Raw genomic sequence first — 14,958 nt, 5'->3', positions numbered from 1 at the left:
ATCATTTTCACAAGACCTTACTCTTGCTTTAATCACAGGTATTACTTCACTACGACGGTTCCCTTACCCAGAATTTCTTCAAGCCCGGCAATCAGTTCTGGAGAAGGTTTAATACTATACGCATCACTTAATGCTCTATAAGACCTGTGCTCTTCATAGAATAAGACAGTTGTTACAGGTCCGGGATGCTGCTGTAATACAGCCTTCAGTTTTGTAAGGACACCTGACTTTTCTGCTGCTGATGTTATTTTCATATACACCCGCTGTTTTACATGCACGTTAAGTTTAGGTGTCGACTCGTTCCCTGACCCCGATTTTGTTGTCCCTTTCGCTTTGAGAGAAGCATAAGAATCCCCCCTCGGCGATGTATTCACTCTAGCACGGTTCGCTGCTTCGGAAGCTCGCTGCGGCAGAGGAGAAGGAGCTGTCTTCGCCCGAAAAGAGGAACCATATTTTTTATCCTGCCGCCCTGTATTTCGCTGTTTTTGTAAGGCTAGACGATGCAGGTTCTCACCGGATAAAGGAGCTATTTCGTCAGCAAGAAGCTTAAATCCTTCATCCTGAAGCTGTACTTTAGCTCGAATCGCAAGTAATGCACCTTTGTCAATCAATTGCTCGCTTTTTCGCCATACTTCTGGAAAAAGAACTACTTCTGTCCGCTCGATCTGATCCTCAAGCTCCATGAAGGCCATCGATTTCCCTTGTTTGGTCGTAATCTGTTTGACCGATACAACCATGCCTGCGGTTACAACCACTGACTCATCTTCGGCATCTGTAAGTTCCATCAGCTTGCTTGCTTCTTCTGTCTCCAAAACATCACTATAATCGTCAAGCGGGTGGCCAGAGAGGTACAGCCCAAGCAGTTCACGTTCGAGCTCTAACTGTTGTGACATGCTATGTTCAGGTATATTCGGATACTCAATCTCCCAATTTGGCGTTTCTACAAAATCAAAAAGTTGAATTTGTAAATCTTCTCGCTCTTTCCGCCATTTCAGAGCCGCTTCTACCACCTCATCGAGCATGGCGAGCAGCTGTGCCCGGTGGCCTGGAAGCTTGTCAAAAGCACCTGCCTGAATCAGAGATTCAATTACTCGTTTATTGCAGACTCTAAGATCAACTCTTCTGCAAAAATCAAGCAAACTTTCAAATGGACCGTCTTTGCTGCGAACAGCAAGAATACTCTCCATCGCTTGAGTTCCCACATTTTTAATGGCAGCAAGCCCGAATCGGATACATCCCTGCGGCTTCTCTTCTTTGGCCGGTTCAACCCCAGGAGAGTCTCCATTATGTCCTGCAATTGGAGTGAATAAAATCCCGCTCTCATTCACATCAGGCGGAAGAATCGGAATACCCATCCGTCTGCATTCGACAACATATTCCGCTACTTTCCGGTGATTTCCCATGACCGCAGTTAACATGGAAGCCATGAATGGTGCAGGATAATGCGCTTTTAAATACGCGGTTTGAAATGCCAAAATCCCATAGGCTGCCGCATGCGCACGCGGGAACCCGTAGTTAGCAAAACGAACAATCATGTCATAGACTCGGTCCGCCTCTTCCTGGCTATAACCTTGCGCCGCACTTCCTTTAACAAAGTGTTCTCGCTCGAGATCGAGTACTTCTCTTTTTTTCTTAGACACAGCTCTGCGCAGCAAATCGGCTTCTCCAAGTGAAAAACCGGCCATGCCTGAAGCAATCTGCATAATCTGCTCCTGATATACGATAATTCCGTACGTGTCTTCTAAAACAGGTATGAGATCTTTATGCGGATACTCCACTTCAATGAGTCCATGCTTACCCTGAATATACTTAGGAATAAATTCCATTGGACCCGGACGATAAAGAGCAAGTACCGAGATGATATCTTCAAAAACAGAAGGTTTCAGATCCTTCAGCACCTTACGAATTCCTGCAGATTCCAATTGGAAAATGCCTGTCGTATCCCCATTTCCCAGCATTTCATAGGTCTTCGGATCATCATCAGAAATATACCGGAAATCTGGAGCTTTGCCTTCCTGTTCACTAACCCAGCGTAAACAACGTTCGATGATGGACAGCGTTCTTAGTCCCAAAAAGTCCATCTTGAGCAAACCAATCGACTCGAGGTTTTCCATAGAGTACTGCGTCAGCGCTGCTCCTTCGCTGCCTTCCTGAAGAGGAACCACATCTGTCAGTGGATCTCTCGATATGACAACCCCAGCCGCGTGTGTCGAAGCATGTCTTGGCATGCCTTCTACTTTTTTCGCCATATCCAGCAGTGCTCTTGTTTTGGGTTTAGTTTCATAGAGTGCTTTGAGCTCAGGAGTGAGTTCGAGCGCCTTGGCAATATTCATGCCGATCTGACCTGGAATCAGCTTTGCTGCTTTATCAACTTCTGCATACGGAATGCTGAGTACTCTTCCCACATCCCTTACTGCAGCCCTCGCAGCCAGTGTTCCAAAGGTAATAATCTGTGCGACATGCTCGCGGCCATATTTTCTAGATACATAGTCAATAACTTCATCTCTTCGCTCATCGCTAAAGTCAATATCGATATCAGGCATCGTAATCCGCTCGGGATTTAGGAACCTTTCAAAAAGAAGCCGATATTTTATCGGATCGACATTTGTAATGCGCAGCACATAAGCGACAAGGCTGCCCGCTGAGGAGCCCCGTCCTGGTCCAGTCGCAATGCCCTCCTGATGGGCATAGGCAATAAAATCCCACACAATTAAGAAGTAATCAGAAAAACCCATTTCTTCAATTACACCAAGCTCATAATACAGCCGGTCAAATAGTTCCTTTTTCCCTTCTTCACTGCTCCAGTGGCTTGTATCCTCATATCGTGATCTAAGTCCTTCTTCACACAGCTGTTTAAGATACTCGCCTGGTGTGAGTCCTTCTGGTATCGGTCTATAAGCCGGGAGAATATAGTTTCCAAACTCAAGTTTTAAGTCGATACGCTCCGCGATTCGCACTGTATTTTCAACCGCTTCTGGTACATGCGGGAACAAACTTTGCATCTGCTCACTGCTCTTTAAATAAAGCTGGCTTGAGGGGATGCGAAGCCGGTCTTCATCATCCACGGTCTTCCCCGTACCAATGCAGATGAGTACGTCCTGAACTTCCGCATCTTCTTCCGACAGATAATGAGCATCGTTCGTTGCAACGAGCGGAATATCTAGTTCTTTGGATAGACGAATGAGTTCAGGGTTTACTCGTTTCTGTTCTGAGAGACCGTGATCTTGCAGTTCAAGATAAAAGCGGTCTCCAAATATCGTTTTATAACGAGTAGCAGCCTCTCTAGCCTCATCTATCCGTCCCATGAGTATATGCTGCGGAATCTCTCCACCAAGACACGCACTTAAACAGATAATTCCTTCACTATATTCCGTAAGGCTCTCCATATCGATTCGAGGCTTATAATGAAAACCTTCCAAATGACCAATCGAGCAAAGTTTCATTAGATTTTGATAACCGATATGGTTCTGAGCAAGCAATATCAAATGATAAATCGGCTGATCTTTACGGTTTCCCCGTTCATGACGAGAACCTGCTGTTATATAAGCTTCACAGCCGATAATCGGCTTAATTCCTTTTGCTACACATGCTTTATAAAAAGGGATTGCTCCGTACATGACCCCATGGTCTGTTAATGCAAGAGCCTTCATCCCATCGTTCGCTGCCTTGTCCACGAGCTCTACAATCCGTGCAGCACCGTCAAGCAGGCTGTATTCGCTATGAACATGTAAATGCACAAATGAACTCATGACCGTTACATCCTTTCCTTAATCATATTTCACGTATTTTATCTTTTCTATTTTATCATATCAAGGCAGGCTCCGCCCATAGAATAGAGTACAAGCAAGCTGTGTCCTTCCTTTCTAGGATTCACATGAAGGAGGACAGAAAGGAGCCGGACCACATTATGAGTTTCATGTCTAAGATTATCCTTGATTTCTTTATTGCGTTTGGCATTGTACTCGGCGGGGCAATGCTCGGCGGAGTCGGTGCAGTTGTATCCCTTCAGCCTCCTACTCAGACGATGCTGGATGTTGCAGGCAAAATAAAAATCTGGGCCCTGGCCGCCGCTGTCGGTGGAACGATTGATCCCATGCGTGTCATAGAAAGCAATATGCTGGATGGGAACTTATCTCCTGCGATTAAACAAATCTTGTATCTGATTTTTGCTTTTTTAGGTGCTCATATGGGGACAGAGCTAGTCAAATGGATATGCACAACACGAAACTAGGAAGGAGGTAAACGTATCATGCGTGTACCGCCAACCTATCTTATACGTCCTTTTATACAATTATCCGGTGTCTTTGTGCTGGGTATAATTATCGGATGCGTCGTCTACAATGCCGTATTTCACGCAAGTTACAATGAGCTTTGGCTTGAAAACAAGGATTTAAAGATTCAAGAAGAACAGTATATCGAAGATATAAAAACCTTAAAAAAATATAGTAAACGACAAACTGTAATCAAAGAAATTCATGTTCGTGCAGAAGAATCAGACAAGATCCCCGACTCGGTTTCAGTGAAGGAGATTATACAACTGTTAGGCGATGAACTCGAGGTACTGCGGGGCAGAGATGTATATAACATCGATGAGTACAGTAAAATGACACGAATTATGATGGATAAAAAAACATACACCGTGAGAGAGAAGCCCTACGCTGTGAAAATTACAACCATGCTTGTTATGGAAGGTGTGCTTCAAGTATGGGTCGAAATCACGCCATCTTTTCGATAAGGAAGGCTAAAGCCCGCAGGATCTTTTTAATATACTAGAGGAAATTCATGATACAATGAGGACAACATGTATATTTTTCCTAAAAAGGAGCTGTCTTACCAACTATGCTAGATATCATTAGATACGTTTTATTCGCACTGCTTCTTATCTCTACAGTCACGGCGGGTATCTCTAGTGTTCGTAGCAGACGGTCACGTGATCTGCAGCAGAGAGGCATTTTACAAGCGCTTAGCAATATTTGGATGGGCATCATGCTGATTGTACTGGCATGTATCCAGATGTTCATGTTTCAGGGGTCTACGATTGCCGTTATCATCGAAGCTATCTTTCTTGTTCTAGGCGCATTCCATGTATTTTCCGGTATTCGTAACCATAGTTACTATGCAAATCAAAAAAGCGAAAAGTCCCCTGTATAAGGTGGACTTTTCGCTGTAGTTTACACCCGGTCAATCGCTTGAAGGGTCATGATTGCTTTACAGATTAACTTATTATCTTCAAGGACAATATCAATATCCAATTTACAGTTAAGTCTGCTGACTTCAAGTATTCTCGGTACAATACTAATCTTGTCTTCAATCTGTACAGGCCGGACAAAGTAAGTTGTTATATTCTCAAGTACATGATCACTGCCTGTCTTCTCCTGAGCGGCTTTATAACCCGCCTGCGTCATTAAGTTGACAAGTACACCTTCCGAGATCGTTCCTAAGTCCGTAGCCATCTGAGGAATGATAATCCCATTATATCTTGTCTCTCCTTCGGGTCCTCGCTCTTCTACAAAACCATTCCATATCAAATGATCGAACGTTTCGCCAAGCTGCGGTTGTTTCTGTGCTTCTCGCATGGCATCCAGCACTTCTCTGCGTTTAACCGAGGTAATGAGCTTCCGATTTCGATCCACAATAGGTAAATAATCAATCCCCTCCGAAGCCATTAACTGAGCCGCAGAAGCAAGAGAAGTTTTGAGGGTTGCTGTAACCGGCTTGCGAACCACACATTTTTCGATCGCCTCGTTCTGATCGAGTTCGATGACATCTTTGCGAGTAATAATCCCGATCACCCGATTCCATTCATCTATAACCGGAAAACGGAGCTCGCCTGTTTCCAAGACCAGTCTGCTGAAATCGGAAACTGTACTGCTAAGTTTCAGATAATAGGATCTGGGCTTATCTCCTACTATATCTTCAACAAGCATAATCTTTTTCTTAATCAGCCGATCAAAAATAGCCCTATTGATCATAGATGCTACTGTAAAGGTGTCATGTCGGGATGAGATAATAGGAAGGCTCAGTTCATTCGCAAGCTGAATTACCTCTGCACTCGTCTCGAATCCTCCTGTAATTAGCACCCCGGCCCCCTGATTCAAAGCCAGTAAATGGGCATTGTCGCGATTTCCTACGATGAGCAAGCTGTCTGCATCAATGTATTTAGCCATCGCTTCTTCTTTCATTGCACCGATAACATACTTGTGCAGTGGTTTAGAAAGCCCCTCTCTGCCTCCAAGAACATACCCTTCTACAATCTCTACTACATCTCCAAACGTCAACTGTTCTGAAGCACCGCGCAGTCTTTTCTCTACTCTTATCGTTCCTACTCTTTCTCTCGTAACAACAAGTCCCGCATTTTCTGCTTCTTTTACAGCCCGATAAGCCGTTCCCTCACTTACACCTAGTTCTTTTGCCAATCCACGAACTGATATTTTTGTTCCGATTTTGAGATGCCTTATGTATTCAAGAAGCTGCACATGCTTCGTAACGTTTTCTTCGTTCCCTTCCAATCTGTTACACCCCTTTATTTCCGAACTGTACTAGTCTGTACTCATTATATCACGAACTACACAAAATAACCAAAAAAAGGTTTTTAATAGAAACAAAAAAAGGGTTGTTCTGAAGCCATTTCCAGCTTACAGAACAAACCCTTGCGTGTGAAAGATTCACTGTGAACGCTCCTTAGCAGGAACAATTTTCACCGTCTTCCCACTCTCCTTATCTTCCATCCACTTTAATTCCCACTGACGAAGTTTCGATTTGCGTACTCGGTCAAGTGCTTTTTTCTTCTCCTCGTCTACACCCAGTATAAAGTGCAGATTAGCACCAATAACGAGAAGGGCAAAAGCTAACCAAGTAGCACTGAATGCTGCACTCCATCCGGTAAACGATAGGTTAGGCAAGGCATAAAGCGTCATTCCACCGGCAATAAGCATGTAGAAAATATGTTTTGCCTTCGATAATTTTAATTTTCCTGCCACATTTCTCACTCCTCTTTTTCATGAATCTATATATCTACTCTATGAATGAGAAGTGGTAAATATGTGGACAAATTAGGAAGCGTGAGAAATCAGAGAATCGATCCTACTAATTTGCAGGTCCGCCATATAGATGTTGCAGACTTTCCATAATAATTTTGTTTACATCTTCAATGATCACACTCAAACGGCGTTCAGCTTCAAATAGTCTGCGGATATTAAGATTCAGGCTAAGTACTTCAAATGATTTTTCCATTTGTTCCATCTCTTCTTGAGCCGGCATATCACCTGACATCATGCGTTGCTGAATTTCGTTCTGGCGTCTGCGGAAGTCCTCGAGCATACGTTTGCTGTCTGGATCTGCATCCACCAATTTCATAGCTGCTGTAATTTCCTGTACTTCTTCACTTTCTTTCAGTGCTTTTGCAAGTTCGTTAGCTTTGTCATGAACATTCATTAATAATTCCTCCCAGCTGATTTTAAATAATACTTCGTTTCTAGGTTAGGTTTTCAGGCAAGTTAAAAACAATTTTAAAAAGTAGGTCAATCACCAAGGGATATATGTCCTCATATGATGAATTACATGCATTGTTCTATTACCCATTCCACCCTAAAACAGACATCTTGTTTGCCCCCTGGAAGGAGATCCACGATGTCAAAGAAAAAAGTAGTGATCCAAATAAGCGGATCTGGCCTTCTGCAGGATGACGTCGTGATGCTCGGGGATAAATTTCTCAAGCAGTGGAAAATCCCCACTGGACGTCCGTTAATCCTCGCATTCGGAAGTTTCAATCAAGAAGTAACCGTTCTTTCCGTCCCGAAATACGAAGGGATGCGGATGAGTCCCTCCTTTGCTAAGAAACTGGGTCTCATTCACCGTTCTGTCCTTCAAATTCGTTATCATGCCGACAGCCGTACACTACGTATTGGTCCGCTCATTAGTGTTCTAATCAGCAGAGACTACCCGGAACAGCTTGAAAAACCTTTTGGTTCAATCACCATGTTCTGTAGAGAACTGGTCGGTGCGTGTCAAAAACAGGGTGCGTATGTGTATTTCATTACTCCAAGTCACATCGAAACGGTAACTGGGCAAATCGAAGGCTGGATCTACGACGATGGCTGGAAAAAAACAGTCATGCCAGTAGCCGACGTCATCAATAATCGGCTTACTTCACGCAAACTTGAGAATAAACCTAGCGTACAGCATTTTGTGAAGGAAGTAAAATCCCTGCACGGAACAGAGATGTATAATGAGAAATTTCTCGATAAGCATGAAGTATTCGAAGCGCTGAAAACAAATGCTGGACTTAAACGATATTTGCCTGAATCCCATCTGCTTAAGTCCTTTTCTAGATTTAAAAGTATGTGTTTGGCTCATCCCGTTGTATTTCTAAAACCTGTACGGGGCAGTCTTGGCAAAGGCATTATTCGAATTTCACGGCAAACGGACGGCTCCTATCTGACTCATGCCACCTTAGTAGGCGGTGTACAGAAACAGACTTATCCGACTCTAGCCAAACTTTTCACAGGATTATCAGGAAAAATGAAAACAACAAAATATCAGATCCAGCAAGGGATCTCGCTTATTGATATTGGGAAAAAACCGGTAGACTTTAGAGCCTTGGTCCAGAAGAATAACACAGGAAAATGGAAGGTTACCTCTATTGTCGCGCGAATCGCCGGAGGAAGCCATTTTGTGTCGAATCTGGCTAGAGGCGGCTCACTTAGTACGTTAAAAGAAGCGGTAAATAAAACGTCACTTTCTCCTGAAGTCAAAAAAAATGCCCTTCCGCAAATGCGCCGAGCAGCCCTTGATATTGCTGCAGCCATTGAAGAAACCATCCCAGCTCACTTTGGAGAACTTGGTATTGATCTTGCTATGGATACATCAGGAAACATTTGGCTTATTGAGGTGAATTCCAAGCCTTCCAAAAATGATAACACACCGCTTTCGGATAACAAGATACGACCTTCTGTAAAAGCAATGCTTGAATATTCTGCCTATTTGGCAGGCTTCTAAATCCATATACCAGAAAGGAGGAACATGAGATATGCAAGGAACACTCGGTACTCTCGGGGTTCTCGTTAACGAACGAGAAGGTTCACCTCCTTTTGCGGATGAAGTCTTTTGCCAAAGGTTATGTGAGGAAAGTGATAAATTTGATATGGACGTTGTGGTGATCACTCCTAAAGGGTCTGCACCCAATGGAAAATATCAAGGTTATCGCTATGTAAATGAGAACTGGACTCAAGAAACGATTGATTTACCTGACCTGATATATGACCGTTGTCTCACTCCAGTTCCCGGAGTATTTCGGCGCAGGTTACGTCAGGCAAGCAAATCTGCTTCGCGCAAAATTCGGTTTCTCTCTAGAGCCCTGCCAGGCAAATGGCATGTATATCAGGCACTACAATCATGTAAAATACTGCATAAACATTTACCTGAGACTGAACTCTACACCTCTAAAGAGCAGCTAAAAGCATGGCTAAAAAAACATCCGGATGGCGTCTTTCTGAAACCGCAAGCAGGATCCCATGGCAAAAGTACGGTGAAAGCACAGTGGATCTCTGAAGAGCAAACTCTATATATTCAGGGACGAAACCGGTATAACCGGAGCTTCGAAAAACGATTCTCCCATCTCTCTTCCGGCCTTGCACAGCTGCATCGTATTCTCATCGCCAAACCTTACATTATCCAGCCCTTTCTGCCGCTTATAAATAAAGATACGAAACCATTTGACCTTAGAGCTTTGGTACAAAAAAATGGTGCTGGCCAGTGGGACCTTAGCGGGCTAGTTATTCGAGAAGGTCCGGCAGGCAGTCTTACCTCCAATCTTCACGGGGGCGGAACAGCTAGGGATGCCCTCACCTTTCTTGAACAAGAATACGGAAAAGAAACCACCTCTCTCCTTTTCGCAAAAGCTACAGCACTGTCTGCTCTTATTCCGAGCATTCTAGAAAGCCGCTATGGAAGACTCAGCGAGCTTGGCATTGATTATGGAATCGACCGAAACGGTCAACTATGGATTCTTGAAGTGAACTCTAAACCAGGGCGTGCTGCCTTCCTTCTCTCCGGTGATTCCGAGAGTATAAATAAAGCTTGTCATCGACCGCTAGAGTATGCTCGTTATTTACTGCTCCGTTCACATGACTCACCTATTCATTAGAGTAATCACAAATAAGAATGAAATACATCCCTCCAAAGCAAGCTGACAGTTCTGTAAATATACACATCAATAATCCTTTGCGTTTTTGGGATAGGAGGATAAAAATAAATGAGCCTGACATTATGCAATCTGCATTTTACGAAGCGGCCGGAGAAAATCATCTATTTATCTAATGCCCTTATTAAAAATTTTCAATTATCCGGTAAAAAAAATATTCATATCCGGCTGGGGAAAAATCGGATTCAAGTCAATCTAAAGCCAATGAAGAAAAGCGGAAAACATATCTATCTTTCAAATGGTGTTCGCAGTGCGATTAAGGTACCAACCACAGGCGGCATCCTGGTAAAAAATGTGGAAGGAGACGAAGTGCATCTCGGACCACTAATCGGGATTTTATCAGATGGCCCTCCCTCTGCTGTCAAACCCTTTGGTTCAAGAACCGGCTTTGTGAAACAGTTACTCAGAGAGGGAAGCCAAAAATCGTACACTTTTGGTTTCACACCTCGAGATATTGACTGGAGCAGTGATACGATAAACGGTTATTTTCTTAACAGCTCTGGCAGTTTTGTCAGAAAGCGTGTGCCGCTTCCTGATGTGATCTATAATCGCCTGCCGAGCAGACGATCTGATTTCTCGTATTCTACAAACCAGCTCCGAGATCGTTTTGAACGAAAAAATATCCCTTTCTTTAACTGGAGTTTCTTTAACAAATCAGATATTTACAAACTCCTTGAAGATGATCAAACCGTCAATGGTTATGTACCGGAGTCCCATCTAAATCCAAGCATGGAGCTCATTAATGAAATGTTAGAAAAACACCAAATTGTGTATTATAAACCTTCTTCCGGAAGCCTGGGTCAAGGTATCTATCGATTGACCTATTTGCCGAGCCGCGGATATTTTTGCCGTTATCGTAAAGCAGGCGGCAATGTACTTCTGCGCTTTAAGACGTTTAAAAGCCTTGCCCGAATGTTAAAAGCAAAAGTTGGCTCGGAGTCTCATGACTATGTTGCACAGCAAGGAATTAGGCTTATTGAAATTGACCGCTGCCCTATCGATTTTCGATTTCACATGCACAAGAATGGTAACAATAAGTGGGTTGTCGTGGGAATCGGGGCTAAAAAAGCCGGAAAAGGATCCATTACCACCCACATAAAAAATGGCGGTTCTTTAATGACACCAGAACAAGCGCTCAGCAAAACATTTGGCAGCAGATCATCTGAAGTTTTGCAAAAAACAAAAGATGTGGCTATAAAACTTGCAGAGGCCATTGAATTTCATCATAAGCATGTTCTTGGTGAAATCGGATTTGACCTTGGCATTGATCAGGAGGAACACGTATGGATGTTCGAAGCGAACGCAAAACCGGGGCGATCGATCTTCCGTCACCCTCAGCTCAGAACAGAGGGGAAAGCATCGGTGGAACACATAGTAGACCACTGTTTATATCTAAGTCAGTTCCACCAGAGGGAAAATTTGTGATTAGCGAGATCAGGGACACGAAGCCTACTATTGCGATTCTGACCATGCATGATAAGAAGCTTCTCTTTCGGGGAAATCGCAACAATTTTCGTGACATTATAAGTACCGGTGAAGAGCTTGGTTGTTCCGTATACATCGTAACCGTTCGCGACCTGAAGCTGTCTTCTCGTGAAATTAAAGGATATCGTTATGATGAACACGTAAAGGAATGGGTCCAAGACCTGTTCCCCCTTCCTCAGGTGATCTATAACCGAATTCCTCAACGGGAAGATGAACAAGATCCACTTGTAAAGAAAAAAATACAGGAGTGTCTGGACCATCCCCGCATCACTCTGTTCAATCCTTATTTTTTTAATAAATGGGATCTGTTTGAATGGCTTAGTAAAGGAAAGTCTACCCGCGATTTTATCCCGTATACCAAAAGACTTCGAACCAGGCGAGGATTAGGAAAAGTGCTGGAGCAATATCCCTATGTTTATTTAAAACCGGAAAATGGAAAAGCAGGAAAAGGAATTATGCGGCTTACTTTTCAGCAAAAAGAGAAACTGCCTTATATCCTTCGAATACAAGATAACAAAAAAAGTGTGACTTACAAGGCAGCTACTCTCCAGAAACTTTGGAACAGAGTCCAACTAGAAACGGAAGATTGCAAATATATCATTCAGCAAGGAATCAAACTCGCCACCTATAAGGGCCGGCCTTTTGACCTTCGCGTACTGGTTCAGAAGAACAACAAAGGCGTATGGAGCCTCTCAGGAATTGGAGCAAGACTTGCTGGTCATAAAAGTATTACAACACATGTTCCTCGCGGAGGCAGCGTGGAAGACCCGTATGAACTGCTGAGTGAAGTATTTGGTTCAGAAGGGGCAAGTCAAATTATGAATCATGTGAAAGAAACAGCCATCACGATTGCAAAACAAGTGGAAAAGGCAGCTGGGCATAAGCTTGGTGAGATGTCCATGGATCTCGGTGTTAACCCGAGCGGAGGCATCTGTTTCTTTGAAGCGAATGCAAAACCGATGAAATTTGATGAGCCTTTGATACGCAAACGATCACTGGAGCGAATCATTCATTACTGCACCTATTTAGCGAGACAAATACAAAATTAGAGAAGGTGATCCTTTTATGCCATCACCTGTCCTAGGCATACTCACGCTGTACCTTAACGATAAAAAGCATCTTGAAGAGAAAAAAGTCTATGAGATGATGATCGAGGAAGGCCAAAAGCTGGGCATTGACGTATATGTATTCACTCCCTCCGATGTAAATTCCAGCAAAGAATTGATTCATGCCCTCATGTATTTACCTGAGCAGAACCGCTGGATCCGTAAATGGCGTTCTTTTCCGGACCTTATCTTTGATCGTTGCCGAATTCAGCGAGGAGAACGATTCCAGGAACTGCTTCGTTTTCGCAAAAAGTATGCACATCTACTATTTCTAAATCGTCCGCTTCGTAATAAGTGGACCCTGCATCAAACATTGAATAAAAAAGCACTTTTTCGCCCTTTTTTACTTGATACCAAACTGTATGGAAGCACAGCCGATGTCAAATTAATGCTAAAAAAACACAAACTTCTTTACCTGAAACCAATTAACGGTACGGGCGGCCGTGGAATTTTGCGTATTGAGCACAGCTCAAAAAACGGTAACACCTTACTTGTACAAGGACGGGATCAACAGAGACATATCCTGTCCCCTAGAAAGATCGAAATAGAGAATATATCTACGTTACTTCCTTCTGCAGATACGAAAACTCGTTATATCATCCAAGAAGGCGTTCAATTAAAACTTCCCAATGGTCGTGTTCACGATTACCGTATGCTCGTACAGAAGAATAAACATGGGCAGTGGGAGTGCACCGGCTGTGCGGGACGAATTGGTGCAGAACGTAGCGTAACTTCTAATCTGCATGGCGGCGGCAGAGCTGCAGAGATGAACGAACTTTTATCGAGATGGATCTCCCTTCCCGAAAAACGAAACGAGGTCCGAGAAACAGCAGAAGAATTCGGTATTGAGGTTGCTAAATATTTGGAGAAAACCTACGGAGATTTATGTGAACTGGCTCTCGATCTGGCTATTGATAAGAAGGGGCATATTTATCTTATTGAGGTCAATCCTAAACCTGCGCGTGAAGTATTTATTGAGATTGGTCAAGAAGAGGTATACCGACAGGCCATGATTAAACCTCTTGAATACTCGCTCTGGCTCTACAAACAAAAAAACAGTTCATTATTATAAAAGATATGCCAAAAATAAGCCGTATATGTTATATCTATCCACTGAAGGAGCGTTCCATCCTTCATGTAGGAAAGCATATAACAAATAGCGGCTTGTTTTATTTTTATTATGCAGCTTTAATAGGTATTCCTAATTTATCTACTCCTCGGCTTGATTGTACAGCTCGAGAAGCTCCGTGAAGTCATTTATATATGCATTTGATCCCTTAAGTTCGTCTTCCTTACCAAACCCAGCATAGGTGCAGCCAATAACAGTCTGACCATTCTCGGCCCCCGCTTCCACATCGGATGAACGATCTCCTACCATCCATGCATTTTTAATTTGGTGTTTATCTAAAAGCAGCTTCACAAGATCAACTTTTGAAGCGGTACTGAATTCACCTGCACTGTATAGATCGTCAAACCATTCGGTGATTCCGTGGATTTCTGCTATCCCTTTTACATAATGTTCTAGTCCATTACTTGCTACAAAAAGTTTGACACCCCTGTTATGAAGCTCTTGAAGTGTTTCTTTTACTCCTGGATAAAGGACTCCAGATCCTGCTTTTAGATCTTCTAGTTCAAGCTGCAGAAGAAGCTCATCCGCACGAGCCTTTGCCTCATCTGTTGCATTCGGAATTACTTTATTCCATATATCCGGCAGCAGCATCCCAAGACATCCGAGCATGAGTTCGTCAGGCGGAGTTGGACCTTCATGATGACCTTCCTCCCTCAAGATATCAAACAGGCGGTGATATACGGGAATGAGAAGTGATTCTGTTTGAAAAAGAGTACCATCCATATCAAAGATCATGGCCTCCGGCTTTTTGAGGGTAACCATTTGATTCATTATTGCAGCATCCTTTCCGTAACAAAATATTTCGAAGTATATAACGATCTATATATATGATACGCATTTTTTAACAGCCATGTAAACCTGGGTTATGTAAAATATAAATTGTTTGGATCCATTCCATAACTCATTAAATGGATTCGATTCACAAAAGATATATATTTAACTGAAAAAATGGGGTGTCTCCGCTTATTTATGCGGGTAATGAACAGAGTATTTATGATTCAAGCATAACAAGAGGAGGGTGTGGAGAAATTACACTG

The 14,958-nt window shown here is 43.1% G+C and carries 13 protein-coding genes; 8 read left to right on the top strand and 5 right to left on the bottom strand.

Annotation, left to right across the window (positions count from 1 at the left end):
* Positions 1–41: 41 nt before the first annotated feature.
* Positions 42–3,749 carry a DNA polymerase III subunit alpha gene (locus tag GQY27_RS07525; RefSeq protein ID WP_160032934.1) on the bottom strand — a complete coding sequence of 1,236 codons (3,708 nt, stop codon included), beginning with the start codon at positions 3,747–3,749 and terminating at the stop codon, positions 42–44.
* A gap of 155 nt (positions 3,750–3,904) precedes the next feature.
* Between GQY27_RS07525 and GQY27_RS07520 the strand changes: the two genes are divergently transcribed.
* From GQY27_RS07520 to GQY27_RS07510, 3 genes are all read left to right on the top strand, one after another.
* Positions 3,905–4,231, top strand: a complete 327-nt coding sequence (locus GQY27_RS07520; RefSeq protein WP_160033154.1) for a YtrH family sporulation protein — start codon at positions 3,905–3,907, stop codon at positions 4,229–4,231.
* 18 nt (positions 4,232–4,249) lie between these two features.
* Entirely contained in the window at positions 4,250–4,735 is a 486-nt protein-coding gene (locus GQY27_RS07515; protein ID WP_160032933.1) for a sporulation membrane protein YtrI, read from the top strand.
* Positions 4,736–4,839: 104 nt separating this feature from the next.
* Positions 4,840–5,151 (top strand): YtpI family protein, encoded by a 312-nt coding sequence (locus GQY27_RS07510; protein ID WP_160032932.1) that lies wholly within the window; start codon positions 4,840–4,842, stop codon positions 5,149–5,151.
* 20 nt (positions 5,152–5,171) lie between these two features.
* Here the strand turns inward: GQY27_RS07510 and GQY27_RS07505 are convergent, their stop codons facing one another.
* The 3 genes from GQY27_RS07505 to GQY27_RS07495 form a co-directional block, all read right to left on the bottom strand.
* Positions 5,172–6,509 (bottom strand): DRTGG domain-containing protein, encoded by a 1,338-nt coding sequence (locus GQY27_RS07505; protein WP_160032931.1) that lies wholly within the window; start codon positions 6,507–6,509, stop codon positions 5,172–5,174.
* A gap of 156 nt (positions 6,510–6,665) precedes the next feature.
* Positions 6,666–6,935 (bottom strand): hypothetical protein, encoded by a 270-nt coding sequence (locus tag GQY27_RS07500; protein ID WP_160033152.1) that lies wholly within the window; start codon positions 6,933–6,935, stop codon positions 6,666–6,668.
* Positions 6,936–7,086: 151 nt separating this feature from the next.
* A complete protein-coding gene (locus GQY27_RS07495) occupies positions 7,087–7,434 on the bottom strand; it encodes a YlbF/YmcA family competence regulator (protein ID WP_160032930.1) in 348 nt (115 codons plus the stop codon).
* A gap of 195 nt (positions 7,435–7,629) precedes the next feature.
* Here GQY27_RS07495 and GQY27_RS07490 point away from each other — a divergent pair, with 195 nt between their 5' ends.
* The 5 genes from GQY27_RS07490 to GQY27_RS07470 all read left to right on the top strand — a co-directional run bounded on the left by GQY27_RS07490 (position 7,630) and on the right by GQY27_RS07470 (position 13,864).
* Entirely contained in the window at positions 7,630–8,997 is a 1,368-nt protein-coding gene (locus tag GQY27_RS07490; RefSeq protein WP_160032929.1) for a YheC/YheD family endospore coat-associated protein, read from the top strand.
* 31 nt (positions 8,998–9,028) lie between these two features.
* Positions 9,029–10,144: a YheC/YheD family endospore coat-associated protein gene (locus GQY27_RS07485; protein WP_160032928.1), complete on the top strand. Its 1,116-nt coding sequence runs from the start codon at positions 9,029–9,031 to the stop codon at positions 10,142–10,144.
* A 108-nt stretch (positions 10,145–10,252) separates the two neighbouring features.
* Positions 10,253–11,626: a YheC/YheD family endospore coat-associated protein gene (locus tag GQY27_RS07480; RefSeq protein ID WP_160032927.1), complete on the top strand. Its 1,374-nt coding sequence runs from the start codon at positions 10,253–10,255 to the stop codon at positions 11,624–11,626.
* Positions 11,626–12,735: a YheC/YheD family endospore coat-associated protein gene (locus GQY27_RS07475; protein ID WP_160033150.1), complete on the top strand. Its 1,110-nt coding sequence runs from the start codon at positions 11,626–11,628 to the stop codon at positions 12,733–12,735. The genes GQY27_RS07480 and GQY27_RS07475 overlap by 1 nt, the downstream gene beginning before the upstream one ends.
* A 16-nt stretch (positions 12,736–12,751) precedes the next feature.
* Positions 12,752–13,864 carry a YheC/YheD family endospore coat-associated protein gene (locus GQY27_RS07470; RefSeq protein ID WP_160032926.1) on the top strand — a complete coding sequence of 371 codons (1,113 nt, stop codon included), beginning with the start codon at positions 12,752–12,754 and terminating at the stop codon, positions 13,862–13,864.
* Between the two features lie 138 nt (positions 13,865–14,002).
* Here GQY27_RS07470 and GQY27_RS07465 read toward each other — a convergent pair whose 3' ends face one another.
* Positions 14,003–14,692: an HAD family hydrolase gene (locus GQY27_RS07465; protein WP_160032925.1), complete on the bottom strand. Its 690-nt coding sequence runs from the start codon at positions 14,690–14,692 to the stop codon at positions 14,003–14,005.
* Between the last annotated feature and the right edge of the window lie 266 nt (positions 14,693–14,958).

The sequence above is a fragment of the Paenibacillus sp. An7 genome, assembly GCF_009870785.1.
Taxonomy (GTDB): Bacteria; Bacillota; Bacilli; order Paenibacillales; family Paenibacillaceae; genus Paenibacillus.
Note: the sequence above shows the minus strand (reverse complement) of the source record. Positions and strands in the feature narration are given on the sequence as shown.